This window comes from Desulfosporosinus cupriresistens (assembly GCF_001707885.1).
In the GTDB taxonomy this organism is placed as follows: Bacteria; Bacillota; Desulfitobacteriia; order Desulfitobacteriales; family Desulfitobacteriaceae; genus Desulfosporosinus.
On record NZ_MASS01000006.1, the window covers coordinates 63,397 to 89,178 of the forward strand.

General features: G+C 39.6%; 27 protein-coding genes. 6 read left to right on the forward strand and 21 right to left on the reverse strand.

Annotation, left to right across the window (positions count from 1 at the left end):
• Positions 1-5: 5 nt before the first annotated feature.
• The 6 genes from DSBG_RS03865 to DSBG_RS03890 all read right to left on the reverse strand — a co-directional run bounded on the left by DSBG_RS03865 (position 6) and on the right by DSBG_RS03890 (position 4,886).
• Positions 6-851 carry an ATP-binding cassette domain-containing protein gene (locus tag DSBG_RS03865; RefSeq protein ID WP_068962900.1) on the reverse strand — a complete coding sequence of 282 codons (846 nt, stop codon included), beginning with the start codon at positions 849-851 and terminating at the stop codon, positions 6-8.
• An 11-nt stretch (positions 852-862) separates the two neighbouring features.
• Positions 863-1,708 (reverse strand): alpha-D-ribose 1-methylphosphonate 5-phosphate C-P-lyase PhnJ, encoded by an 846-nt coding sequence (locus tag DSBG_RS03870; RefSeq protein ID WP_068962901.1) that lies wholly within the window; start codon positions 1,706-1,708, stop codon positions 863-865.
• Positions 1,705-2,844 (reverse strand): carbon-phosphorus lyase complex subunit PhnI, encoded by a 1,140-nt coding sequence (locus DSBG_RS03875; protein WP_068962902.1) that lies wholly within the window; start codon positions 2,842-2,844, stop codon positions 1,705-1,707. Before DSBG_RS03875 ends, DSBG_RS03870 begins: the two co-directional genes overlap by 4 nt.
• Complete coding sequence (phnH, locus tag DSBG_RS03880) at positions 2,845-3,441, reverse strand: phosphonate C-P lyase system protein PhnH (RefSeq protein ID WP_068962903.1); 597 nt, start codon at positions 3,439-3,441, stop codon at positions 2,845-2,847.
• A 20-nt stretch (positions 3,442-3,461) separates the two neighbouring features.
• Positions 3,462-3,884 carry a phosphonate C-P lyase system protein PhnG gene (gene phnG / locus DSBG_RS03885; protein ID WP_068962904.1) on the reverse strand — a complete coding sequence of 141 codons (423 nt, stop codon included), beginning with the start codon at positions 3,882-3,884 and terminating at the stop codon, positions 3,462-3,464.
• Positions 3,885-4,181: 297 nt separating this feature from the next.
• The gene (locus DSBG_RS03890) at positions 4,182-4,886 is read right to left on the reverse strand and encodes a GntR family transcriptional regulator (protein WP_068962905.1); all 705 of its coding nucleotides are present in this window, start codon (positions 4,884-4,886) and stop codon (positions 4,182-4,184) included.
• Positions 4,887-5,082: 196 nt separating this feature from the next.
• Between DSBG_RS03890 and DSBG_RS03895 the strand changes: the two genes are divergently transcribed.
• The 4 genes from DSBG_RS03895 to DSBG_RS03910 all read left to right on the forward strand — a co-directional run bounded on the left by DSBG_RS03895 (position 5,083) and on the right by DSBG_RS03910 (position 8,512).
• On the forward strand, positions 5,083-5,997 hold the full coding sequence (locus DSBG_RS03895; RefSeq protein ID WP_068962906.1) for an efflux RND transporter periplasmic adaptor subunit: 915 nt from the start codon (positions 5,083-5,085) through the stop codon (positions 5,995-5,997).
• A complete protein-coding gene (locus tag DSBG_RS03900) occupies positions 5,994-6,722 on the forward strand; it encodes an ABC transporter ATP-binding protein (RefSeq protein WP_068962907.1) in 729 nt (242 codons plus the stop codon). The genes DSBG_RS03895 and DSBG_RS03900 overlap by 4 nt, the downstream gene beginning before the upstream one ends.
• The gene (locus tag DSBG_RS03905) at positions 6,676-7,848 is read left to right on the forward strand and encodes an ABC transporter permease (protein ID WP_068962908.1); all 1,173 of its coding nucleotides are present in this window, start codon (positions 6,676-6,678) and stop codon (positions 7,846-7,848) included. The genes DSBG_RS03900 and DSBG_RS03905 overlap by 47 nt, the downstream gene beginning before the upstream one ends.
• A gap of 373 nt (positions 7,849-8,221) precedes the next feature.
• Positions 8,222-8,512 (forward strand): hypothetical protein, encoded by a 291-nt coding sequence (locus tag DSBG_RS03910; RefSeq protein WP_068962909.1) that lies wholly within the window; start codon positions 8,222-8,224, stop codon positions 8,510-8,512.
• A gap of 38 nt (positions 8,513-8,550) precedes the next feature.
• Here the strand turns inward: DSBG_RS03910 and DSBG_RS03915 are convergent, their stop codons facing one another.
• The 6 genes from DSBG_RS03915 to DSBG_RS03940 all read right to left on the reverse strand — a co-directional run bounded on the left by DSBG_RS03915 (position 8,551) and on the right by DSBG_RS03940 (position 15,130).
• Entirely contained in the window at positions 8,551-9,420 is an 870-nt protein-coding gene (locus tag DSBG_RS03915; protein ID WP_068962910.1) for a YitT family protein, read from the reverse strand.
• A 292-nt stretch (positions 9,421-9,712) separates the two neighbouring features.
• A complete protein-coding gene (locus DSBG_RS03920; protein WP_068962911.1) occupies positions 9,713-10,258 on the reverse strand; it encodes an NADH peroxidase in 546 nt (181 codons plus the stop codon).
• Between the two features lie 236 nt (positions 10,259-10,494).
• Complete coding sequence (locus DSBG_RS03925; protein ID WP_282434192.1) at positions 10,495-11,556, reverse strand: 3-deoxy-7-phosphoheptulonate synthase; 1,062 nt, start codon at positions 11,554-11,556, stop codon at positions 10,495-10,497.
• An 861-nt stretch (positions 11,557-12,417) separates the two neighbouring features.
• Positions 12,418-12,828, reverse strand: coding sequence for a PaaI family thioesterase (locus tag DSBG_RS03930; protein WP_068962913.1), 411 nt, complete (start codon positions 12,826-12,828; stop codon positions 12,418-12,420).
• A 116-nt stretch (positions 12,829-12,944) separates the two neighbouring features.
• Entirely contained in the window at positions 12,945-14,555 is a 1,611-nt protein-coding gene (locus tag DSBG_RS03935; RefSeq protein WP_068962914.1) for a gamma-glutamyltransferase family protein, read from the reverse strand.
• Between the two features lie 71 nt (positions 14,556-14,626).
• Positions 14,627-15,130, reverse strand: coding sequence for a PaaI family thioesterase (locus tag DSBG_RS03940; protein ID WP_068962915.1), 504 nt, complete (start codon positions 15,128-15,130; stop codon positions 14,627-14,629).
• Positions 15,131-15,373: 243 nt separating this feature from the next.
• Between DSBG_RS03940 and DSBG_RS03945 the strand changes: the two genes are divergently transcribed.
• Complete coding sequence (locus tag DSBG_RS03945; RefSeq protein ID WP_068962916.1) at positions 15,374-15,823, forward strand: demethoxyubiquinone hydroxylase family protein; 450 nt, start codon at positions 15,374-15,376, stop codon at positions 15,821-15,823.
• A gap of 298 nt (positions 15,824-16,121) precedes the next feature.
• On the opposite strand, the gene DSBG_RS03950 is transcribed toward DSBG_RS03945, so the two are convergent.
• The 9 genes from DSBG_RS03950 to DSBG_RS03990 form a co-directional block, all read right to left on the reverse strand.
• A complete protein-coding gene (locus DSBG_RS03950; RefSeq protein ID WP_068962917.1) occupies positions 16,122-17,348 on the reverse strand; it encodes an ABC transporter permease in 1,227 nt (408 codons plus the stop codon).
• Complete coding sequence (locus tag DSBG_RS03955) at positions 17,345-18,058, reverse strand: ABC transporter ATP-binding protein (RefSeq protein WP_068962918.1); 714 nt, start codon at positions 18,056-18,058, stop codon at positions 17,345-17,347. The genes DSBG_RS03950 and DSBG_RS03955 overlap by 4 nt, the downstream gene beginning before the upstream one ends.
• A gap of 105 nt (positions 18,059-18,163) precedes the next feature.
• Positions 18,164-18,904, reverse strand: a complete 741-nt coding sequence (locus DSBG_RS03960; RefSeq protein WP_068962919.1) for an MBL fold metallo-hydrolase — start codon at positions 18,902-18,904, stop codon at positions 18,164-18,166.
• Positions 18,905-19,100: 196 nt separating this feature from the next.
• Positions 19,101-20,210, reverse strand: coding sequence for a GIY-YIG nuclease family protein (locus DSBG_RS03965; protein ID WP_068962920.1), 1,110 nt, complete (start codon positions 20,208-20,210; stop codon positions 19,101-19,103).
• A gap of 256 nt (positions 20,211-20,466) precedes the next feature.
• Positions 20,467-21,558: a sulfite oxidase gene (locus DSBG_RS03970; RefSeq protein WP_068962921.1), complete on the reverse strand. Its 1,092-nt coding sequence runs from the start codon at positions 21,556-21,558 to the stop codon at positions 20,467-20,469.
• Between the two features lie 75 nt (positions 21,559-21,633).
• Positions 21,634-22,764 carry a zinc-dependent alcohol dehydrogenase gene (locus tag DSBG_RS03975; protein WP_068962922.1) on the reverse strand — a complete coding sequence of 377 codons (1,131 nt, stop codon included), beginning with the start codon at positions 22,762-22,764 and terminating at the stop codon, positions 21,634-21,636.
• 350 nt (positions 22,765-23,114) lie between these two features.
• On the reverse strand, positions 23,115-23,300 hold the full coding sequence (locus tag DSBG_RS03980) for a hypothetical protein (RefSeq protein WP_068962923.1): 186 nt from the start codon (positions 23,298-23,300) through the stop codon (positions 23,115-23,117).
• A gap of 641 nt (positions 23,301-23,941) precedes the next feature.
• Positions 23,942-24,310 carry a hypothetical protein gene (locus DSBG_RS03985; protein WP_068962924.1) on the reverse strand — a complete coding sequence of 123 codons (369 nt, stop codon included), beginning with the start codon at positions 24,308-24,310 and terminating at the stop codon, positions 23,942-23,944.
• Between the two features lie 43 nt (positions 24,311-24,353).
• Positions 24,354-24,893 carry an NAD(P)H-dependent oxidoreductase gene (locus DSBG_RS03990; protein ID WP_068962925.1) on the reverse strand — a complete coding sequence of 180 codons (540 nt, stop codon included), beginning with the start codon at positions 24,891-24,893 and terminating at the stop codon, positions 24,354-24,356.
• Positions 24,894-25,085: 192 nt separating this feature from the next.
• On the opposite strand from DSBG_RS03990, the gene DSBG_RS03995 reads away from it, so the two are divergent.
• Complete coding sequence (locus DSBG_RS03995; protein ID WP_068962926.1) at positions 25,086-25,778, forward strand: HlyD family secretion protein; 693 nt, start codon at positions 25,086-25,088, stop codon at positions 25,776-25,778.
• The last annotated feature ends 4 nt before the right edge of the window (positions 25,779-25,782 follow it).

Sequence of the window (25,782 nt, forward strand, 5' to 3'; positions counted from 1 at the left end):
TAAACTTATATCAACGATTGGACTAACTTCTGGGTGTAGCCATGCTGCGGATCTTCAAGAATCTGATCGGTCAAACCATGTTCAATAATTTTTCCATCCAGCATCACAATTGTTCGATCCGCCAGCATTCTGATAACGCCTAAATCATGGGAGACAATGACCACAGTAATCTTCAACGCTCTCTGTATAGTCTTAATTAAATCAAGGACACTGGCTTGAACGGACAAATCCAGCCCAGTGGTTACTTCATCGAGCAAGAGCAGTGGTGGATTGTTCGATAAAGCCTTGGCAATTTGAACTCTTTGCTGCATTCCACCTGAAAAATTCTTGGGAGCTTCTTTCATCCGATAAACGGGTATGTTTACATGCTCCAGTAGTTCTTCCCCTCGGGCTTCCATCATTGCGACATTCCTGTTTCCAGCTGAAATCAGCTTTTCAGCGATATTGCCAAGCGATGAGAAATTCATCTTTAAACTCAAAAGTGGATTTTGGTAGACTTTTCCCATCATATGATTCCTGATGTATCGTTTTTGTTGGGACGACTCTGCAAACACATTTGTTTTCCCGCCCTTGTAGGAATTGATGTAGGCCTCTCCGCTGCTTACTTCCTGATCAAAATACAGACACTCCATCATGGTCGACTTGCCACTACCGCTTTCCCCGACGACTCCTAATATTTCTCCAGCGTACACTTCGAACGTAATATCCCTGCAGGCATATACCGTCCCACAAATAGGACAATAATTTTTTAGCAAGCCCTCTCTCTCTGACCCTCGGCAGTGTACACACCCATTGCCATATTGCTTATTGATCTTATTGACGGACAAGACAGGTTGTTCAAAATCTTCCATTTTTCAATCCCTCATCCTATTGATTTTCCATTCAAGTTCTGCAGACAATAGCCGGAATCGTTGCATTGATAAAAGGGTTCACCTGTTACATCATCTATTATTTCATCCATAAATACGCCTTGGGCCCCGCACAATCTGCAGCACTTATCCTGAAACGATTCAACTCCGAAAGGGTAGTCTTCAAAATCAAGGGACGCAACCCTAGTAAATGGAGGCACCGCATAGACTTTCTTTTCACGACCTGCCCCTAGAAGAATCAACGCCCGCGAATAATTCAGCTTGGGATTGTCAAATCTCGGGATAGGGCTGGGGGCCATAACATACCTACCATGAACCATAACTGGATGGTCTGCGCCCGTTGACATTGTTCCGTAGTTCATGATCTGCTCAAAGAGCATCAGCCAGGCACCACTGTATTCTTGCTCTGCATGGAGCTTTTTAGTTTCATATTCGCTCGGCTCATAATATCTCAACGGTTCCGGTAAAGGGACCTGAAGAACCAAAATCTGACCTTCTTGGAGAGGAATTTCTGGGATTCTGTGCCTCGATTGAATGATGGTTGCTTCCGCCGTTTCGTCGGATACGGTTACACCCGTTGTTATAGCGATGAGCTTTTTAATATTTACGGCATTTACCGATTCATCTGAGCCTTGGTCAATAACTTTCAGAATATCTGGCTTACCAACCAAGGAAAGTGTCAATTGTAGCCCTCCCGTACCCCAGCCTCTGGCGATCGGCATTTCCCGTGAAGCAAAAGGTACCTGATAGCCAGGAATGGCTATTGCCTTGAGAGTTGCTCTTCTAATCTCTCGTTTAGATCCTTCATCAAAAAATGCAAAATTATACTCAATTCTCATGGATTTAACTCCTCATTATTTTCCGTGTTTTGGCCAACCTGACCTTTTTTCGACTTACGCACACTGTCCAGCTTGGACTGAAATGTCACATAGTGAGGTAATTTGAGATGTGAAATAAACCCTGTGGATTCAACAGAGTCAATATGCAAAAGAACAAACTCTTCATTATGCGTCGGATACTCAGGATTGCCCGTTTCTAGGCAATGGTCTAAGATACTCATGGCAATTGCTTTGGTTTCATTTTGGCCATAACAGATTCCATAGCCAAGGCTGAACTCTATCTCTTTTTGACCCTTGAATTTTTGAATATCTTCTGGAAACAGAGTCTCTACTTCAGTGACTTTAATTTCTCCAATATAATAAGCATCCTCGTCCTCATTTTGTTCGTTGAACGGGTTATCCACATGGAGCGGCAGGTTGCCAATCCGCAATTCTCCCACCGTTGGATGCAACGCCCCATAACTGCGCAGCGCTATATAGCCTAATGATGTAACCGCACCAGTCTGCCCTCTAGTTAAAATCTGCAGCCGTTCACTGCGACTCGTTGGAAACTGAAGGCTCTCTTTGGTAACATCGTCTGGCTCGCGATTATCTCTTTCACAAGATGGCAGCAGACCTGCCTCCCGCAGATAATTCAGAACCTTGGGCAGATTAGCTAAATCTGTCTTGTCTTGATCAACTCCGTTTTCCAGAGCATATTCGCGCACCCAATTAACGACCTCTTCGTCTGTTTCTTCATTGAGGTTAAAGTCAATTAATCGATGAGTGTAATCATTAGCAGCCCCTAAGATCTGTCCACCGGGAATGTCTTTAAAACTGGCCGATATTCGTCGTTCCACCAACATATCCTCGGACTCGACCGTCCGCGAATAGTGTTTGCGCGGCAACGTTGAACGATAAGCTCTCAGTAAAAAAACTGCTTCTTCAGGACTCCCTTCACCCTGCTTGATTGCCATCGCTGCCAAAGTCTCATTATAGAGGCTGCTTTCGGACATAACTTGGTCAATCAGGCAGCGCATTCCGCCTTCAATTCTGTGACAATCCAAAACTACACGCTTTTTCAAGCGTTCATATTTCAGGCGTTTGATTGATTCTTCGATGGCAAGAGTACCGCCTTTTACTGCAACATACCCCATCTATTTAATCACCCGTTTCGCTATCTGAGTTGTCCTTGGCAGACATAAAATGTTGTCATGCCAATCTGTAAAGATAAGATCTATTCCTAAGGGATATTCAGTGTTTTTTTCAGCTCGAAGCTCAACCCAGTGATCATTTGTTTTCACATCTATATAGCATTCCTTTTCAATTCCAGGACCTGTCAGAGTTAAAGTCTGGTCAATGCTCACATAGTCTGTTTCAATGATGATGGTTGCTGCTTTATGTGGGTCCAGCAAATCACCTGGATAGGCCTTTCTAAAGACCTCCTCCAAATCTTCCGGTTTAGCGTCCTTCAGAACAAGAATATAATCCGCGCTCTCGACTTCCGTCTCTTTGGCATATGTTAGCTGGTTAATAAGTTTGGCGGTTTCCGCTTCATGTTCGGAGCATACCTTGAATTTTACTTCTGTATCAAAGAGCATCAACACTAATACTAAGGTTGAGCCAAAACAACTAATCTCCATATTCAGCTTGTCTGCCTGATTGCTGATATTGCTGATCAAGCCTGGTCTTGACATTGAATCAAGCGTTAGTCGATAGGCAGCTTGAATATCATGAACCAAATCAAGTTTCATCTACTTTTTACCCCTTTTATCTAAACATCCATAGTCGCAAAGTTTACTTTTGTCTTTAAGATCTTGTTGTTTAAAGCTTCACATGTTTCCTTGATCTTGACTTCCTCTGACAATAATAGGCTCGCCCATTCTTTTGTCTCCGGCAAATTCGCATTGTAAGCAGCATCGATAATTGCCAGATTGTAAGCCAACACAGGTTCATGGCCCTTGATCAAACCGATTCCTAAAATCCCCTTGATCATAACCTTACATTCTGTAATCAAGACCTCACCCAGATAGAATAAACTTCGTTTGGCGCTTTCCCGTACCTTGACCATCACTAAACTATTATTGGGTTCCTCTATGGTCGTCACATCATGAACCGTTAGTATCTCTTGGGCTAATTTTACGGAAACCTCTGGTGAACCTTTGATTAAGATTTCAGTTCTTTTTTTTCTGATCATCACTTAGCCTTCCTTTGTGTAAGAGTAAAGTCTCCAACTTCATAAACGTAGTACTCTATGTCCACGTGATTATCATAACTTGTTGCCAAGTTGACCGATGTTAAAGCTTTGTAATTACTCCGTTAAATCTTTGTAAAGCCTATTGTTTTCTAATTTCGTGAACAGAGCCTAAATAACGTTCAAAGAGCCTTCCACCACTTTATGGGTGAAAGGCTCTTTTCTAAGGAGAGGACCTAATCTTAAAAATCCTATATTTTGCTTATGTCCACTATCCTAGAACTGTTCAGGTACTATGGTCTATGGGATAACGTAGGAAAAACAATCACTTCTATAAAGAATCTTTATGTGCTCCAATACTGTGCCCGTTTTTTTGTCCATACAACCTGATTCCAAGACTAGAAGAGGAATTAAATATGGGCAATTTAACAATTTCCGTTGGGACTTCGTGGGAAAAGAAACGCTTAAAATGCTGGGTTTTGAGCAGAATTCCGTGTAACCCTTAACATTGTAATATTTGAACATGGATGTAATATCCATTCCCACGCTATCGATATCATTGAACACAGATTTGGCAACATAGGAGATATGCAGGGCGATGGGTTGTTGATCAATATACCTCAGTCTCCCTACCTTAAAAATCCTGTCTTGCTCATCGGTTTCTAAATTGTTAAAAATTTTTTTATTATATTTGATCTCCTGGCAAAATATAGTTTTAGTTTGAAAATCGTAGCCTTTGTCAATCATTTTCTGGCTGAAACTAACATCACCCGACAGAACAAGCTCAATCTGTTTATATCTGTCTTTGACATAGCTGCCTTTACCCTGCTTTTTATAGATATACCCCAACTCTTCAAGTCTTTCGTAAGCTTTCCGGGCAGTAATTCTCGGCACCTTGTATTGTTCTGCAATTTCATTTTCCGAGGGCAGTTTATTATGGGCATGGTATTTTCCTGAGACGATTTGAGACATCAACTTGTCCACGATTTCCATTTCATTTGACATTGCCTTCCACCCACTTCCACTTCCACTTCGACTTCCCTTTATTATACAAAATTACTCACAGTTATAAGTTAAGTCAATGTAAAACCTTGATCAGATAGTGAAGGTGGTATTCCCCGGTCAATAAATTTAACCACGGTATATTACCACAATTATTCAGGCAAACTGCTAAAAACAAGTAAAGATGAGGTCGATCAAAATGAAAAATAAAAAGTCGGGAAATAAAAAGGTTATTATATGGTCGATCATTGGGTTATTAGTCGTGGCCTTAGGTATTGCCGTATATGCTCTACCTAAAAAAACAAGCTATACAGAAGTCAAACCTACAATGGGCAATTTAGTCACCAATTACAGCTTTTCTGGTAGTGTTGAAGCTAAAAACAAACAGACAGTTTTTGCTGATAAGACTATGCAGATTAAAGAATTTAAGGTTCAAGAGGGGGATAAAGTTTCAAAAGATACTGTTTTGATGACAACCGTAATGGGTGAAGACATAAAATCCGAGATTGCCGGAGAAGTTTCCAGTATTTATGCGGATGAAAATGCCCAGCTTATGCCTGGTGCAAAGTTGATTGATATTGTTGATTATTCCGATTTGCAACTGAAAGTACAGGTTGATGAATACGATCTGTCGGCTGTTTCAACGGGCAAGGACGCAACCGTTACCATTCATGCCTTGAATAAAGATGTTAGCGGAAAAATTACGGATGTGTCTAAAGAAGGGGAATATACGAACGGGGTTACCAATTTTACAGCTACAATTTCGCTCCCCAAGGACAGTAACCTGCGCGTAGGGATGTCGGCAGAAGCGAAAGTAATAAATCAGAGTGTTTCTGACGTGGTACTCCTGCCCATGTCAGCAATACAGTTTGACGCTGACAACAACCCGTATGTATTGCTAAAAGACAGTAATAATTCGCCAAAAACTGTTAAGCTAACACTTGGCCTCAATGATGGTGTGCACGCAGAGATTAAAAGTGGTGTGACAGCTAATGACACCGTATTAGTCCCGCCGACAGTTCAGGAGGCCACTGGTTTTGGTTCGAGCGCACAGATGAAGCAAGGTACCAATGAAACTTCCCAAGGAAGTTCTGGGGGTGTTAAGGCACAATGACTGAAATCCTCAATATGCAAGACATAGTCAAGTGCTACTCTTTAGATGCTGAAGAGCTTGTGGTGCTTAATAATATCAATCTAAAAATTAACGAGGGAGAGTTTGTCTCAATTTTAGGGCCCTCGGGTTCTGGCAAGTCAACCCTTATGAATATTCTTGGCTGTCTTGATGTTCCTACTAGCGGAAAATATATTTTAGCCAATAATGATGTTGAAGACTTGGACGAAAGGGAATTAGCACGGATACGTAATAAAGAAATCGGCTTTGTATTTCAGAGTTTTCAGCTCCTCCAAAGATTGAACGCCCTGGAAAACGTAGAATTGCCGATGATATATGCTAGAGTATCTCCCGAAAATCGCCGCAAGAAAGCAATGGCAATCCTCGAACGGGTAGGTCTTGCCGAAAAAATGAATAACTATCCGAACCAGCTTTCAGGCGGACAACAACAACGTGTCGCTATTGCCCGATCTGTTGTGACTGAACCAACGATCCTGCTTGCTGACGAGCCGACAGGTGCACTTGACCAAAAGACCGGACAACAGATTATGCAGCTCTTTAAAGACCTTAATGCCGAAGGAAGAACTATTATCATGATTACACACGATACGAATATCGCACGATATTCTAAAAGAATCGTCAATATCCTTGATGGACGTTTAAGTGAGGGGGCTGGGTCTAATGCTGAAAGAGTGTATGAAAATGGCATGGAGCAATATCATTCATAATAAAATGCGTTCATTTTTAACAGTCCTTGGTGTGCTGATAGGGGTCTCCTCCATCATCGCCCTGATTACCATTGTACAAGGTGCAACGGGAAGCATTACTAGCCAGATATCATCGCTGGGTGCTGATAAAATTACCATTCAGGCAATGGGCACACGCCTAAAACAGGGGCTGAGTGAAAAAGATCTGGAGCAGCTTTCTAGGGTTAATAATGTAAGTGGAGTTTCGCCGACTGTTTCTGGTAAAACCTCCCTCGTTTATAAGCGTAATGTGAAAACAGACGTTTCCGTGCAAGGCAAAAATAATGTTTACTTCAATAAAGAGCTGAATAGTTTGGCCAGAGGCAGAGGGGTAAATATTCTTGATGTTAACAACAAAAATCAAGTTGCAATCCTCGGCAGCGATCTGGCAAAAGAGCTTTTTTGGGGAGATGAGCCTATTGGTCAGCACCTATTGATTAATGGCAACACCGTTACAATTGTTGGCGTTTTAAAGGAAAGCAGCGGCTCAATCATGGGATCGACAAACGATATTGTAATTATGCCCTACACCGCGGCTATGAAAACACTGGGAGTGAGGAACATTACAAATGTTGATGTCTATATGAGCGATGCCAACAAATCCGAAAGTATTATCAATGACGTGACCACCATTTTAAATTCCGCATTTAACTACCGTGAAAATACATTTACTGTGCTTAATATGCAAAATATCATTGATGTTATCGGTAATATAACTGGTATGTTGACGCTTTTGCTCGCCGGTATTGCCTCAATATCTTTGCTGGTAGGTGGAATTGGAATTATGAATATGATGCTTGTATCCGTTACAGAACGCACTACAGAAATAGGACTCAGGAAGGCGTTAGGTGCAGAGCCTGCCCAAATTCAATTACAGTTTCTAATTGAGTCCATCTTTATTTCTCTATTTGGTGGTCTATTAGGATTGATCATAGGGTTATTAATCGCCATAGTCGCATCTATCTTAATGAAATTTTCGTTTACGATTACCGCTTGGACAATAATTCTCGCAGTGGGCTTTTCGGCAGCCGTAGGAATTATCTTTGGCTTAGCTCCTGCAAGGAAAGCGAGCAGATTGAATCCTATAGACGCGCTCAGACATGTTTAGGTCATCGTAAAAGTTGATTATTCAAGCCCTGCAGGAGCTCAACAATACCTCCGACTTAATTTAAGTTCAGCCAACTTGAAATCATAACCTAGAATATCCATACAGAAGTTATTAATTGCTATGGATCAGTCTAAGTTTTTTCTTGTATCTCATAAAACACTTCAACGATCGTTATAAGAATTTCAGATCAAATAAAGGTAAATTATGTATTCATGGCGAACAGTTTTAAATTAAATTTCTTTTTCAATTAAAAGTGCAATTATTATAACTTTACTTATTGTATAACAATAAACAACATCTTATGAGGCATGACGCTTCCTATAGTTCTGAGGACCGTGTTTGAGAAATCAAGCTTACGAAATGAGGTCTGTTCATGTATGATTTCCTATTACTTGTTATTATTCCCAACCTCATAGTGGTTCCCGTTGCGTATTTTGCAGGGTACCAGCTTAGAGATTCCGTACCACTAAAACAAAGGCTTTTTGTTGGATTTGAAGTTGTACTAATAATTTTAACATTTTCATTTGTTTTATCGCGCGAATTCAAAGTTACGCCATTTTCAAGGCTAAATCACTCAGTAACAACTGCAATTGCTACCGGGTTTCCGCTTGGAATAGCGGGTCCTCCATTCAATGATCCCAAAAGAAAGAACATGAGGAAGTAATATTCTAATCTCAAATTTCTGATGGTAGACGCTCTTCACTAATGAATTGCTTTCTTGGTAAATCTTCCCCCCATTACTTCGTGCACACTACTTATTGTAACAAAAGCATTCTTATCTATCTCATTGAGAATAGATTTTAATTTAGCAATTTCTATACGTGTCACAACACAATATAATACAGCCTTGGGATCTCCTGAAAATCCCCCTTTTCCTTGAATTCCTTGGAGCAGAGTAACCCCTCTGCCAAGTCTAGCCATTAGTATTAAAGAAATTTCTTCGTATTTGTCAGATATAATCATTACTTCTTTAGACTCGTCTAAGCCTTCTATCGTAAGATCAATTACTTTAAATGCTATAAAATAGGCAACGAGTGAATACATAGCTCTGTCCCATCCGAAAACCATTCCGGCACTACTTAAGATAAAAAGGTTAAAGAACATAACTATTTCCCCAACAGAAAATACAGTTTTCTTATCTAGAACAATGGCAATAATTTCTGTTCCATCTAAAGAGCCACCATAACGAATGATTAACCCAACCCCAATTCCTAATACAATTCCTCCAAAAACAGTAGCTAAAAATACGTCATGAGTAATTCCAGGTACTGGATGTAAAACACTGACCCACATCGATAACATTGCGACTGAAAATATGGTAGAAAACGTAAACGATTTTCCAATTTGTAAATATCCGAAGATAAAAAACGGAATGTTGAGTACGAATATGAATAAGCCAACTGGCCAACTCGTAAGATACCCTGCCATTATGGATATACCTACTATGCCACCATCGATTACGTTGTTGGGAATTAAAAAAATCTCTAACCCTACCCCTGCTAAGGCTGAACCTAAAATTAGAAATAGAACATTTTTAATTGTTTTCTGAATACTGTTTCTCTTATTGAGCAAATTTCACCTACTCCTCTCACTTACTAGCGCACGCAGAAATGTGCGTAACACCTATCTAAATCTAATCTAACCTGTTCTGTTGCAAATTTTTTCCAAAACCTTAAAAACTTAAACTTCTAATGCAATGTAATTATTCTTTCTTTATTTATAAAAGCTTCTTATTATGTCTTTACGAGCTTTGCATTTTCTTACATATTGCACCATTACTAGATAGTTTATCAAATTGTCATTTATAAATCAAAAGACCCATTCCAAAAATGATTGGAATGGGTCTTTCTGTGAATTTAAGGAATTATTTAAAGTACCTATCAAGAAGTCCTTTAAAGGCTGATCCGTGCCTTGCTTCATCCTTACACATCTCATGAACGGTGTCATGAATGGCATCATAATTTAGCTGCTTGGCTTTGGTGGCCAAGTCCTTTTTACCCTGACAGGCACCAAATTCTGCTTCAACCCTCAACTCCAAATTCTTTTTCGTATCAGCATTGACCACTTCACCCAACAGCTCCGCAAACTTGGCTGCATGATCTGCTTCTTCAAACGCAATCCTTTTATAAGCCTCTGCTATTTCAGGATACCCTTCTCGATCTGCTTGACGGCTCATTGCCAAATACATTCCAACCTCAGTACATTCGCCCATAAAGTTAGCTCTTAATCCTTCAACTATTTCAGGATCAACCCCTTCGGCTACTCCGATTTTATGCTCATCGGCCCACTGCATTACTTCATTTGTTATCTCCAAGAATTTTTCCTTAGGAGAATTACAATGAGGACATTGTTCCGGTGCTTCCTTTCCCTCAAACACATATCCACATACTGAACAAATAAATTTTTTCATAAAATTACTCCTCCTAAAATGTAATGACTTATCTATAGGTTATTTTATAATAATTTTAATATGATGTCAATTACTAATCTAAAATATTTATAAACTTATTTGAGGGGTATTTGCTCTACACTTTACCTGTCCGTGGTGCGGCAACTCAAAAAGCGCTACTTAACAGCATCCATTAAGTAGCGCTATCCAATGTTTGTTTTCAATGGTCCTAGATAATTTGAGGCGTGTTACCTTAATTAAACGTTTTCAGCAATGTAATAAATTAGCTTTTCTGTGTCATCCCATCCAAGACAGGCATCCGTTATTGATTTTCCATAAATATTTTCACCGATACCTTGTCTACCTTCTACAAGATAGCTTTCAATCATCAGACCTTTTATCATCTTCTTAAGCAAAGTATCATATTTTCTACTCATCAACACTTCTCTTGCAATTCTTGGTTGTTCAGAATAGCATTTCATAGAATTTGCATGATTTGTATCAACAATGATTGTGGCGTTGGAAAGTTGCAGTTTTTCATAGTCTTTAGCAATGCGAATTAAATCTTCAAAATGATAATTAGGAATGTTTCTGCCATTAGAATCCACGGCACCTCTTAAAATGGCATGAGTAAGTAGGTTGCCTGTGGTTTCTACCTCCCACCCGGCATATGTAAAAGTATGGCCCTGTTGTGACGCGATGATAGAATTCAGCATTACGGATAGGTCACCACTTGTCGGATTTTTCATTCCTACAGGTGTATCGACTCCACTTACAGCTAGTCTGTGTTGCTGGTTTTCTACTGAACGGGCACCAATTGCAATGTAACCCAAGACGTCTGCGAGATATGTGTAATTTTCCGGATAGAGCATTTCATCCGCTGCAGGCATGTGATATTCACATAGTGCTCTTAAATGCATTTTTCTAATCGCTTTAATACCCTCAAATAAATCTGGTTTCTTACTTGGATCAGGTTGATGGGCCATGCCTTTATAACCTTCGCCGGTAGTCCTAGGCTTATTAGTATAGATTCTTGGCACAATTAGAATTGAATCCTTTACCTGTTCCTGAACCCGGGCAAGCTTCTCTATATATTCGCAAACAGAGTCTTCATTATCAGCAGAACATGGGCCTATTATAAGGATAAATCTATTATCCTTATTTTCAAAAATATTTCTTAGATCATTATCCCTGGTTTCTTTTATATCTCTAATTTGATTAGGTAACGGTATCTGTTCTATTATCTCACCAGCGGTAGGTATTCTTTTGACGAAGTTCATACTCATAGCATTATTCTCCTTTGTTTGTGACTTTGACACTACTTTGTTCAGTATAATTTTTTTCGCGAAGACTAGCAATGTATTTAGCAAAGTATATTGTATTTATTACCAGAAAACAATTATAGGACTTTTTTACTAGATCCTTAGGACTTTAAGTCCATACTTTTTAATTCAAGGCAATGATAAAATTGAAATGAGATTGCTAAACTATGGAGGGATATTTTTGCTTTGGCACAAAATAAACACAAGAAAACAAAATCTTATTATTATAGGTGGAACAATCGTTTTATCGATACTTATTGTAGGTGTTACGAATGTTATTGTACACATAGGCTAAACATTTAAATTTTGAAATTCAAGTCAGCCCCTAAAGTAGATACGGCTATAAAGAGCCTTATTAACTTTAGGGGCTGTTGATTGCTTAAATCGCAGTACCCTGTTATAACTGGTATATAATTTTTACAGATTGTTTTCGTTATCTAAATATCATCCATAAATTGGCGTAATATGACAATTTATGGATTGAAAGACTATTCTTAGGAAGATGGCGCGGAGGTGGAACTATGTGAAGAAGGCTATAGCAGTCCATTTGGGAGACAGCCGTTTATTTGAGCCTAAGAATTTGACGTTGGAGATCGATGAACCACAAAGTTTGTTTCCTTCCTAAAACTAAATCTTCATAAGCTTTTATTAACGTACATAATTGTTAACAAGAAACAGACCCTTGCGTTCTTATGAATAGATCACCTACAAGAGTAAAAGTAATAGATTCACGCCGTTTAGTTGAGCATCCCTTACTTTTATACTTTGCTTTATAAATTTGTTTTGGCTAATTCTATAATACTTTCCATCAAAGCCCCCAGCAGACGGTGAAACCCGAGAGGGTTTTGCGCTGGAACTCTATATTGCTTGTATTTTTTCATTCTTTTTATAGCCCGTAATACTTAATTGTGCAATGTGATCCTTGTTCTCATTAAACACATCAACCGTATAATTAGAAATTTTTTGAGATGTTGCTACTTCCTTTGCTTCAGCTATTAATGTCTTTCCTTTAGACGCTTGAAAATAAGCTATACTAGCATTAATGCCCACGGTTACTTGTCCACAAGCATTCGATGCGGCAGCAAAGGCGAAGTCTGCAAGTGTAAAAATTGCTCCCCCTTGAATGATATTGACGCCATTTAAGTGTTTCTCAGAAATATCCATCTTAGTGACAGCGTAACCTGGCTGTACTTTAACAAGTTCTATACCAACAAAAGCAGCAAATCTATCATTTTCAAGAAGTTTTATTAGTTTATCATTCCTGTGCAATTCTCATTACCCTACTTTCTGCTTTATCTGATTTCTCCTATTTAATATGTACTAACTTTGTACATAGTCTACCAGTCTGATGTTCTGTTACTACCCCGAAAATAATTATTTTACAATCACCATAAGGCAATGTGCCCATCCGCTCTGGGCTCGGTTCCTCCAGCTAATATCCCATCTGAAGTTTTCCAGATTATTTGACCACGTCCAAAGCCACTAGAATCTAAAGCCCATCGAATGTCATGCCCCCTTCGGACCAGAGCTTGGGCAATATGCTCAGGAAAGGAATGCTCAATCTCGATGGTTTTTCCATTGATCCATTGCCATCGGGGCGCATCCAGTGTCGCTTGAGGGTTCAAGCCGAAATCCATCGCGTTCATTACAACTTGGAGATGTCCTTGAGGTTGCATAAAACCGCCCATTACTCCGAAAGGGCCAACAGGACAACTATCCTTGGTTAAGAAACCTGGAATTATGGTATGATAAGGTCGTTTACCGGGCTCCAGACAATTGACATGATTTCGGTTCAAAGAAAAGTTGTTTCCGCGATTATGTAAGCTAATGCCTGTTTCTGGGACAACTAAACCTGAGCCAAAGCCCATATAGTTACTTTGAATATAAGAAACCATGTTTCCCTCTCCATCAGCTGTTGCCAGATAAACGGTTCCCCCTTTAGGTGGATTTCCAGGTTCAGGCATTAGGGCTCTTTCTCCGATCTCTTTCCTCCGTTCTGTAGCGTAGGCATCAGATAGCAGATCTTGAATCCTAAATTGCATCTTGGATTGATCGGCAATGTATTTCTGACCGTCTACAAAAGCTAGTTTTAGGGCTTCGATTTGCCTATGATACGAATCGAGGCTCTCTTTTATTTCGAAATCGAAGCCTTTTAAAATGTTTAAGGCCATAAGCACAACGAGACCGTGTCCATTGGGAGGAATTTCCCAAACGTCATACCCTCGATAATTAATGTTTATGGGGGTTACCCATTCTGGTGTGTAAGCCACTAGATCATCTTTTCTTAGATAGCCTCCATACTTTTTAGAAAACTCATCGATTTTGTCCGCTATGACTCCACAGTAAAAAGAGCGGGCTTTTGTCTCTGCGATAGCTTGTAAAGTACGAGCGTGATCAAGAGATTGCCAAAGTTCACCAATTTTTGGAGCCCGCCCTTGAGGGGCAAAGGTACTAAACCAATACTTGAATTGTTCCTCTTTTAGCTCTAGCGAGTACCTGTTGAAAGCATTCTCCCAACTCCTTCCAACCGTTGGAGAAAGGGGAAAACCCTGTTCGGCATAAGTAATCGCAGGTGCCATCACTTCACTTAGAGAAAGCCTACCGAAGCGAGCGGACAATTCTGCCCAAGCAGCAGGTGCACCAGGAACAGTGACGGGAACCCAGCCGTATATGGGCATTTCCTTATATCCAGCCTTCTCCAAAGCTTGCAGAGTCAGAAGTTGAGGTGCCGGACCGCTGGCATTCAGTCCATAAAGTTGCCCCTTTGTCCAGACTAGCACAAAGGCATCTCCGCCTATTCCATTAGAGGTCGGCTCTACAACTGTCAAACACACAGCTGTTGCTATAGCTGCATCGATTGCATTTCCACCTTTTCTCAGAATAGACAACCCTGCTTCAGCAGCAAGAGGCTGAGCAGAGGCGACCATTCCATTTTTGGCATACACCGTCATTCTACGCGAAACATAGGGATTAAAGAGCGAATCAAAGTTAAGCATTCGGCTTATTCCCCCTTATAATATGTATAGCTTCCTTCAAACTAATAACCGCTTTGTTTGCCCTAACCCTTTTAAATATCTATTTCTTTAGGGTCATCATCAGATAAGATTACTCGCCATTCTTGCTCTTCTTTATTAAAATCCGCTATTTTCTCGATTGGCATCTTAAGATATTTGCCATGAGCACTCACTGCAACTTCCCCATTTCCGAGTATTATCTCCCCTGTACCTTCAAACAACCTACTTGAGTCTTTCGTAATTCTAGCAATAACTCTCAGTTCTTCATTTAACGGAATAGGTTTTTTATATTTTAAGCTTAGCTCAACGGTAACTCCCCATATAGTCTCATCAATGATCATAATTGCTCTGCCAATAGTTTCATCTAATATAGATCCTGCTATCCCGCCATGTAACCTGCCGGGATAGCTCTGGTGTTCTTCGAGCGGCTTAAAAAAAGCAATGATCTCGCCATTTTCTAATTCGTAGAAAGAGGCTCTTAAGCCTAATTCATTTTCCATACCACAAACAATACATTTTTTACTATTGTGCTGTTTTTTCAAGACTCTCTGTTTCATACAATTTTCTCCCTATCATATTTTTTACCGATACCTCAATTATACATTATTTTACTTTCTCCTTCCTTGTTTTCCTAATAATATTGCGATCCCTCTCACATCCCACATAAGTGGCTAACCTAAGTGCTGATAAGGGGCTTAGCTTAACCTCGGTATTATTTTTCTGTTTTCCTAATTTTCGCCGGCTAGTGCAAATATCTGGAACCAAAAATGGTAACCATTTAAGTAAGGAGGATTATAATTATGGATGATAAATTTGTTTCAAGTCTTCAATCGTTTTATAAATTAGAAACATTTCAAGTTGCTTTTTATAAAGCACAAATTTCAACCTCAACGGATGAGTACTATAGGAAAGCATTTGAGAAAATGGTGCAGATTGAAAGTGGTCACGCTGATTTTTTTGCCCAAGTCCTAGACAAAGCACAGCTTGAAATCCCTACCTTTGCTGGTTCCCTATTTCAATTAGCCGGTGGATTTGTTGGAGAAATGGTAGAATCAACTGGTCCTGTTAATACTTGCAAATTAGGTGTAGCTCTTGAAAACAAAGCAATTGAGGCGTATCGCGCTTTTATTACGGAAAGTAAGAATAAGAATTATTCAGTAATCCGAGATACCCTCATGGAATATCTTCTTGATGAAGAATTTCATACCTTATGGCTTAGGGAATATATGAACAACAATCCCCATCATTAACACTCAAAAAGTCTACCTCAAAATGACACACTTCTTAACAAAAATCAACACTGTGGTACGGTTCGTTCTTTAGGAACCTTGCTCCACAGCGTTTAATAAATTACTTCATTCAATTGAAACAACCAACATTTTTTTTACAATGTTTGGTTGGAAATTAGTAAAATAGGTTTACTTTGTTTTGGTACCGGTAATCCCGAGTTTACTGTAACGATAGCTTTTATTGAAAGAAGCCTTTAAAGCTGGTGAGGGCCTAGCGGCAGAAGACTAAACTCCAGTGTTCTCTAAGTTGCTTTCCTCCTCAAAACTTTAAGGAAACCCTCTTAGCTGTAAAATATCCAATCACTAACCCGCTGGGAACCAGCCCTAAAGCCCCTATCCAAGAATGAGTTTGAAGAACCACTACCAAACCCAGTAGCAGTTGGCCCGGCAAAGCCATTAGGAAGATGGCTTTCCTCGCCGCTGCTAGCTTTGTCCCCGGAAGCCAAGGAAAAAGACAGACAAAAGGGGAGTTAATTACTTCAAGCCAAGAGATCCCTACGACATTCGTTAGCATAATTGAAAACACAATCCAGAGAAGCCATTTGAGATCTCCTGGAAAGACCAAGATCATGACAAGATAGACCCCAACAAGTTTAAGGTAGAAACCAACGTCACTTTCATTACGTAACACTGCTTTAAGACACATCTCCACTAATCCATTGACTGGGTTCCGCTTCTTAAACAGTAACCTCGAAGTTCGAAATAATAAGGGGCGTTTCCTAGAGAACCTGGGCTTTTTCACATATGTTCCCACTTGCTGGAGCATAAACTTAGCTAGTCTCAGTCTCGCCTGTCGTTCCCGCAACACATCTTCGAAGAAGCTTCCTGTCACCTTTTCCCTTTGGTATAAGAGAATACCAAGTATTATCAAGAGGATTAACCCCAAAAGACAAAACAAGCCAGTCCGACTCCTCAACAGAACTACACTCGTCCTCACGTATCCGCCAATTATCAAAAACATTACCCACTTCACCATGCGTTGAGGCCAACCCTTAAAGCGAAGCTCAACTAGTTGTTTGGCTAGACCCAGGCAGTTTTTGAGTACAAAGATAAAAAAGACTATCAAAATAATTTCCGCAAGGGAAAAGCTGTAATAACGCCACAAAAACGGCGCTAGAATACTCATCATCAGCGAGGTTGCAAAAAGGTTATAGATCACGGAATAACCTAAGCTGTACCTAATAATCTGACTTATCCAAGCTTTGCGCTGTAATAAGAAGAGCTGATCCGCTTCCTCTAAGAAGATGCGAATCGTTCCTGACCAAGCAAAGACGAGAATAATGCCTAAGAAGGCAGTCAACGGTATATAGTCAAGCCACCCAGGCGCTTTCCTCCACCAGGAAACGTAATAATTTAGGAAAATGGCAAAAAAAGGGATAAGAATATAAAGAGCTACAATCCAATCGACTGCCGTTTTCCATACCTGATACTGATATTTCCATTCAGCAACAAGCCTTTGAAAAAAGAGTTTCGTTACTGTCATCATTGGTTGTTCTCCAGGATTTTGTCAAAACAATCAAATAAGGAGCCTTCAAATAACTGACATTGGGCCCTTACCTCGCTCAGGTTGCCTTGAGCTACGATCGTCCCTGCATTCATCAAAACAAATGTATCACAGATTTTTTCCGCAGTATCCAATACATGCGTCGACATCAATACCCCTGCTCCTTTAGACCGGGCTTGGTTTACAAGAGCCATAAAATCCCGTGTACCTCTTGGGTCCAGACCTATAAAAGGCTCGTCTACCACATAGATTGCTGGTTCGAGTAAAAATCCTAAGATAAGCATGACCTTTTGCTGCATTCCCTTGGAGAAGGTATTAGGCATCTGGTGCTTGACTTCCATTAGGCGGAAAAGCCTCAGAAGATCCTCCGCTCTTGAAACAAATACTTCCCGCTCGATTTCATAGGCGGCTGCAGCGAGTTCTAAATGTTCCCAGAGAGTTAACCCTTCATAAAGTACGGGTTGTTCCGGGATATAGGCATATGATCTGCCTTTCCCTGGGAATTCAACCTTACCGTTCGTCTCTGGCAGCAATCCCATAATCGCTTTCAGTGTTGTGCTTTTTCCTGCTCCGTTAGGACCAATTAGGCCTAATAGTTCGCCTGCTTTTACAGAAAAAGCCACATTTTTGATGACCTCAGCATTATTACCTAAATAGCCTGCGTGCTTAATATTTACGCTAAGTAATTGCATATAATCCTTCGCCTCATTTTTAAAAAGTAAAGAAGGATGTTCAAAATGCTTACACTTTTATCTTGAACATCCTTCTTTTAGTATTAGCCTTTTTCGACATATAACCTATTCATTAGTCAACTCTAGCACACGTTGATTTATATTATTTCTATAGACTCCACCATGATAGCAAATAACTGTTTCAATGTCATACTGAGTTAACTTTTTAAGGGATTTCTTAGCTAAATCAATATCACTGGAAAATTCGGGTTTAGGCCCTTCTAATTGACCATCTACTACGTTAAGAGCGTCTCCAGTAATAAGCGTTTTGCTCTGATTAAGATATAAGCAAATATGTCCCGGTGTATGTCCAGGTGTGAAAATCACTGTAATTCCGCCACAGTAGGGCAATACCTCTCCATCCTCCACTGTTTTATCAACATTAGCTTTTAATCTTTGTGATGCTTCGAAAACCTTTTCCATTTGTTTACGTTGTTCTTCGGGCAGAGATGCCAACCTTTGAGCCATTTTTTCGGGATTGAATTTAATTAATGGTTTATCACCTTGGATATAGGGTTTTTCCTCTTCGTGGGCCAACACTTCAACTTTATGATCAGAAACTCTTAAGATTTCTGGCAAACCACCAATATGATCGAGATCTTGATGAGTGAGAATCACTTTGTTCAGCCTGCTAAATGGGGCACCAACCTGATCCATAACTTTCTGAATTTCTGGTAGTTGAGAAGTCCCCGCATCGACTAAGATAACCGTCGCTTCATCCCAGATGAGTGTTGGATGAATTATACTTGAATTACCCATAGCGTTCATTGCTAATTCTAACATTTCTACACCGTTAGCTATGTTCATTTTATTCCCAAGCTCAAGATAAGCTTTGGTTCACCTCCTTCTAACAAATGGCTACTCATTTCGACCTAATTTATTTAATTATACCGTTGTTTCCTGAAAAGTGTAACCTTCAGTACTCATATCAATGCCTACCTCGCATAATATTCCTTCTATTTCGTTGAAAATTTTCTCTACTTTATAAACTTTTTAATATTTCTTACGAATCCGCCCCATTCCTGCAAGCGATCCTGTTTAATATCTTTAGGACTGTGGCATCTAGATCAGACGTTTGTTTGTTAAGCCGTGTAGAGGGTATCCAAAAACTCATGATCCTTTTCCTATTCTTTTTCAAATATGAGTAAATGATTTGGGCTTCATCAATATCATGCTGTGTTAATCTACAAATATTACTTTTTTCTGTCACAAACTTTTCTGTGATAATCCGTTTTAGATACTCCCTAAATTCCGGACTATCTGCAGCCATTACATAATTAAAAGCTTTTCTATAAAGAAGCTTATTTCCTTTAATTAGAAATAACTTAGCAAGCGTATCGTCAATAAATTCAACCGCTAAGATATTCCTATTTTTACTTGAGGAGTGAACTAAGCGCTGCTTTCCGATTACATGTCGAAGTCCTAAACTATACTCCTTATACTTGGCAGCCTTCTCAAACTGTAGATTCTCAATAGCCGTATCCACCCTTTTATGAAGTTCTTGAACAGCTGCCATATCATTCCCGTTCAAAAGCTGCTGGATTTTTTTTATGTAAACTCCGTATTCTTCAGGGCTTACCTGCCCAGTACAAACTCCCAAACAGGTGTCTAATTGTTGAAACAGACAACCATTAGCCCTCTTTACTAGTCCCGGGCTAGTACATTTTCGGATTGGATAGAAATCCTTCAAAAATTCTATTGTAGTCTCTACTCGATGGGGACTAGTAAAAGGGCCAAAATATAAGGCCCCATCGTCAGCTTTTTCATTCACTTTAGTAACCTTGGGGTATAGTTCAGGCGGTATTTTAATATAAAAATAATTTCTATCATTCTTCATTTGCTTGTTATACCTAGGCTTTATCTCCTTAATAAGGCGACATTCTTCAATAAATGCATCTAATTCTGTGTCTGTAACTAGATAATTGAAGGTATAAATATTGTGGATCATTTCATGGACCTTAGGAGCTCTATTATTTGGGTTTTGAAAATATTGGGACACCCTGTTTTTTAAGTTTTTGGCCTTTCCGACATAGATAATATTCTCTGATGAATCGCGCATCATATAGACACCCGGGCTTTGGGGTAGTTGCTTAAGTAATTCACTAAAATCCATAGCATTCTCCATAATATTAGTTCTTTTGTACTAATATTATAGCATAGGCTATTTCATAACTTCGACAAATTGTAATTAAACATGTTCATCAAGTTCCCAAGAAGAATTCATCTTGAAAAATCAACAAGTAGGGTATAAACGTTTTGACCATTCTAAACTAAGCCCTATAAAAAAGATGTTCAAAGAACCTTCGAGTATATCTTTGGACATCTTTTTTATCATTTTTTTCAGATCTTTGCAATGATTCGTTACTTAGTTAATGAAGGATTTGGGGTACATTGATAGGAATCTGGTGAATGGAATTGTTCCCGTACCCTTTTGCATTCCAAGGAGCAACTTTAGGTTGCACGTTACCGTTGCTATCTTGAGCTCGAACCTGTAAGAAGTAATGGCCCGGTGCCGTAATATTCAACGAGTATTCCCAGAATGTCCATGTGTAAGGTTCATGTTCAGGACTGGTCAACCGAGCGGCATTCCAGGTCATACCACTGTCTATACTCACTTCCACTCCACTTATTGTACCTTTTCCGGTCCATGCCAGACCACGAATTGTATGTGAACCCAGGTGGAGTTTTTCCTCTTGGGATGGCCAAGTGATAATTGAATTAACTTTCATTTCAGTAACTGGTGCAGCGTTAAGAGAATCTCCGTCATTGGTTATATAGAGATAGTCAATTGCCTGGAACGGACCTTTAAAGGGGGTAGCGGTTGCTGTAATTTGCGAGACCCATTTTACATGAGCCATACCGTACCAACCCGGAACTATTAAGCGTAAAGGAAACCCGTGTTTATGGGGAATCGGTTCGTCATTCATTTTTAGTGCTAAAATGCATTCTGCCATTAAAGTTTTATCTAGAGGTAAACTTCGCTCAAAGTTCACAACAGTATCCATATCAGGACGAATACCTGAATCGACTCCTGTAAAGATTAGTTCTTTAGCTGTTTCCTTAACTTTAGTCTGGTCAAGAATATAGGCTAAAGGGACTCCTGTCCATTTCGCGTTACCCACTGCTCCAATCTGCCATTGTTCCCCAGGTGTTGAAGGTTCCATCAAAGCTCGTTTATTACCTGAGCATTCAATCGTTACAAATCTATCCACCTGAGGCATTTGCTTCAGTTGATCATAAGTAAGGTTTATGGGGTTGTCTACTTCTCCGCCTAAGAACAAGGCCCAGGATTCAAGCTGTATAGTAGGATAGACCAGATGGTTTCGAGTATAAAATAGTTCATTCGGAGTAATCCACGATAGCAGAGTGTTAATGGGCGATTCCATATTCTCGGGCATCAATTGGAGAGGAATTAGCCCTGGCATGTCATGAATGCTTTTCGGTAAGTCATGATTTGTCATTTGTTACTCCTTTTCTTTTTTCACTAGTTAACATGTAACTAAACCTACAAATTCGACTTGAGGGCTTCAGGTGTGCTACGGCTTCAAAACAACTTTAATACAATTATCAAGTTTCTGGTCGAATAGTTCATAAGCCTTCTTTCCGTCAGCAAGTGACATTCTATGCGTGATAATGTCCGTAGCATCAAACTTATTCTCTTTTAATAAATTTAGAATACGGTCTATATACGTATGGGCTGGACACTGGCCCATTTTCAAAGTAATGTTTCTAGAAAAAAAGTCCCCGAACGGGAAATTGTTATATCTCGAGCCATAAACACCCACTACGGATACTGTTCCACCTTTACGTACCGCCTGCGAGGCAATCTCAATCGCAGACTTAGAGCCCCCCTGCAACTTTAATGCAGTCTCAACTTTTTCCATTGCTGACATTTCACCATCCATCCCAACACAATCGATGACAACATCTGCCCCACCCTGAGTTATCTCTTTAATATATTCTCCGGTATTATCATAATCCTTGAAATTTAACGCTTCCACTTTATTGAACGTCTGGGCATGTGCAATCCTGTAATCAATATTATCTACTGCGATGATTCTACTTGCGCCCATATAGGCTGCCCATTTTTGCGCCAGTAGCCCAACTGGACCACAACCTAATACCACCACAGTGTCACCGCTCTTTACACCACCATTTTCTACTCCCCAATAAGAGGTTGGAAGGATATCGGTTAAAAAAAGCGCCTGTTCGTCTGTAAGCTCTTCAGGAATTATTCTAGGTCCTATATTAGCGTACGGTACCCTCAGGTATTCGGCCTGACCACCATCATATCCACCAAAAAGTTCACTATATCCAAAAACTCCACCTACTTCACCATGCTCATTTGAATTGTCACATTGACTCCATAAATCATGATTACAATACCAACAGTGACCACAAGCTATTGGAAAAGGGACAACCACTCGATCGCCTTTCTTAACCTTATTAACTTCTTTGCCAATTTCCTCGACAATCCCCATAGCCTCATGTCCAATAATAAACCCCTTAGGCATTTTAGGCATTCTTCCGCGTATTAGGTGTAAATCCGAACCGCAAATGGTAGTGGAAGTTACTTTAACTATTATGTCATCATCTTTTACAATTTTAGGATCTTCTACATTTTTAACCTCAACATTTTTAACACCTTGGAATGTTATAGCTTTCATTCGACAACTTCCTTTCTGTGAATGTGAACGTCCATATCTATTTTGTCAGTTATATGAAATTTTCATGCTCCAGTATTATAATTGTCCCTCTTTAGTCGCTTTTGAAACAAGCATCCACTTGCCAACTTACATAAAGAAAACTTGGCTGGCGCCCGGAGACTCTGTCTTCACAGGTATTAGCTTTCTTGCAGCCTTAGCGAAGGCGACCACCCTAGTTGCATTTATACCTTCTAAGCAGAAGTACAAAAATGAAAGCCTTCTATTAATTATCTAATCAATAGAAAGCTTTTTTCTCTTTAGGGGGTAGAACATGAATGATCTGGGTGCGTCACCTACTTTTTATTAATATATTAAAAGATAACGCCTAGTGCAATTAAAATAAGGATAGCAATAGCAATAATGCCAACCCCTAAGCATGGGGCAACAGGTGGGCAAGCCGGTACAAGCGGTGGACAACACTTTACGATAGGTCCAATGTGTGGCGGAGCACCAACCGGCGAAATGTTTGGAAAATGACCTACTCCTTGTCCGTACATAATATTTCCTCCTATTCTTATTTTGAGATAATTTCAAAGCAGAAGCTATATTCTGTTTCTTACTACCAATTAGTGACTAAGAGCACGGTTAAAACATCTAATCTAACTATGACAGATGGTGAAATATTACTTCCTGAGGTGAAATCTGATATCTTAAAGTAAAAAACTCTTTAGAACACAATACCCATTGCAATTAACAGAAGAATAATCACAACGACGACCGCAATACCCGACAAAAAATTTGGTCCACATCCAACACCGTCAACAACTCCTGCGCCAAATGCCATAAAGCACTCCTCCTTCCACGAAAGTAATTCATTGTACAATATAAGATATTCAGTGATTAGGCAAATTGCTATTAATTTCCATATACTTATTTATCTTATTTCATTTTCTGATCGCTTTAGCCCAGAGTGCGCGAGCACAACGCTTTTCCAAAAAGCACTTAATATCTAACCAATAATACATAACCAAATAGACAGCGAAACCCCACTCCAAAAAGAGTGGGGTTTTGTTAGAAATAAATCTAATTTTCAGGGAATTACGGAAATTGAGAATTCATGAACTCCCTAGTAGTTGACCACACATTTAGCTATGAGCACTAGGGACTAAATATTAAGTTCATAGCCATTGTCTGATTGTTAATCCCTCTTAGCCTGATTTTTTATTGAGCGAATGGCGGAACGATAGGCAGTGTCATTTAGCATATTTTGGGGAGCTGTGATAGGCTCTTCTCTTTGACTTGCCTGAAATTGTCGCAAGGCTCGTCTGTATTGCTCATCTGACATTTGGGGTACCCTCTTGTTACTTTCGTTAGTGCTATTCGAAAGTTGTTTGTTCTCTAACTCTTCTGCTTCTGGAACAGAGGGATTGTTTAGTACAGACATTTCACTGGGCTTGTTTATTGGAAGCGCTACTTTTTCAGCCTTAGACATTATCTTAACATTAAAACTGAGGAGAAACACGATTACAATCAAGGCAATAATGCCAAATACAATTAAAGAAACCATTAAATTGTCTCCTCCAAATTTCTAGTAGGGATTTCTTAAAGATTCAGTGCAATTTTTGAATAGTTTCTGCCACCCGTTTACCTAATGCCTTGCCTAGGGCCAGGTCAGACTCGGTAGGCATATTGGGTGGATCATCCGGTGAGCTCTCTATTGGACAGGTTATTCCTACTCCGTAGAAAGAACCATAAGGTGCGTTCTCTGGAATATTTCCTGGTAAACCAACTATGATCATCCCTTGGTGTAACATGGGAGTCATTAGGTTAAGTAGCGTTAACTCAACTCCTCCATGTACTGTCGCAGTAGTACAGAAAACAGCTCCGACTTTATTAATCAATTTACCCTCAGCCCATAGGACGCCTAAATCGTCTATCCATTTTTTGAGGTTAGCACTAATGGTTCCGAAATATCCCGGACATCCCCAGATAATCGCGTCCATATTTACCAAATCATTGGGATTGCTATCCCGGATATGGTTAAGCTGCACTTGTGTTTGTTCGATATTACGAGCTCCCTCGGCAATTGCTTTAGCCAAGAGTTCTGTATGACCATTTTCACTATCATAGGCTACATAAATTTTCTTCAATTATTATTAACACCTCCACCTTAACACAGATAGAACGCTAGTTATAAATTACCTATTTAATTAAAAGATTATACCAAACAAACAGTGTAATCATTACCACATGACTTCTGTATAGTTTTTCCGATGTAGCAAAAGCTAATTATGATTCTGTAGATAGAAATAAAAAGATTAATGTCGAGGAGGTCTAAGTCTTTGAATAATAGTCGGTTAATTTTAATCAATGCTGTTGTTTTGCTTCTTCTCATCGGTGGTGGTTTTGCCGCTTATTATTACTATAATCAATCGTATCACTATATCACAACGGATAATGCCAGGATTGACGGTCAACTTATTACCATCAATGCCCTCGGAACTGGTAAGATTTCAGATTGGAATGCAAATGTTGGCAGTAAATTAAGCGCTGGACAAAGTTTAGGTACGATTCAATTAGTAGGCACCGGAACAACAACAACGACTTCACCTTCAACGACACCTTCAACAACTATGACCATGAACATTACAACTCCCGCCAATGGAACGATTGTCCAGCAAAACGTTATTCCAAACAGTTTTGTAGCTACCGGAACAACTTTGGCCCGAGCTTATGACATGGATAATTTATGGGTCAGTGCCAATATTAATGAAACGGATATGAGTAATATTAAACAAAACGAAACAGTCGATGTGTCCATCGATACCTATCCAGGTACAACGTTAACAGGGAAAATAACACAAATCGGATTGACAACGGCTGCTCAGTTTTCTCTCTTACCACAGCAAAATACAAACGCTAATTTTACAAAAGTAATTCAAGTCGTTCCAATAGTCATTACACTTGATGGATATAAAGGGTTGAATTTAATTCCTGGTATGAGTGTTACAGCCCAAATCCATATAAGGGAGTAGCGTA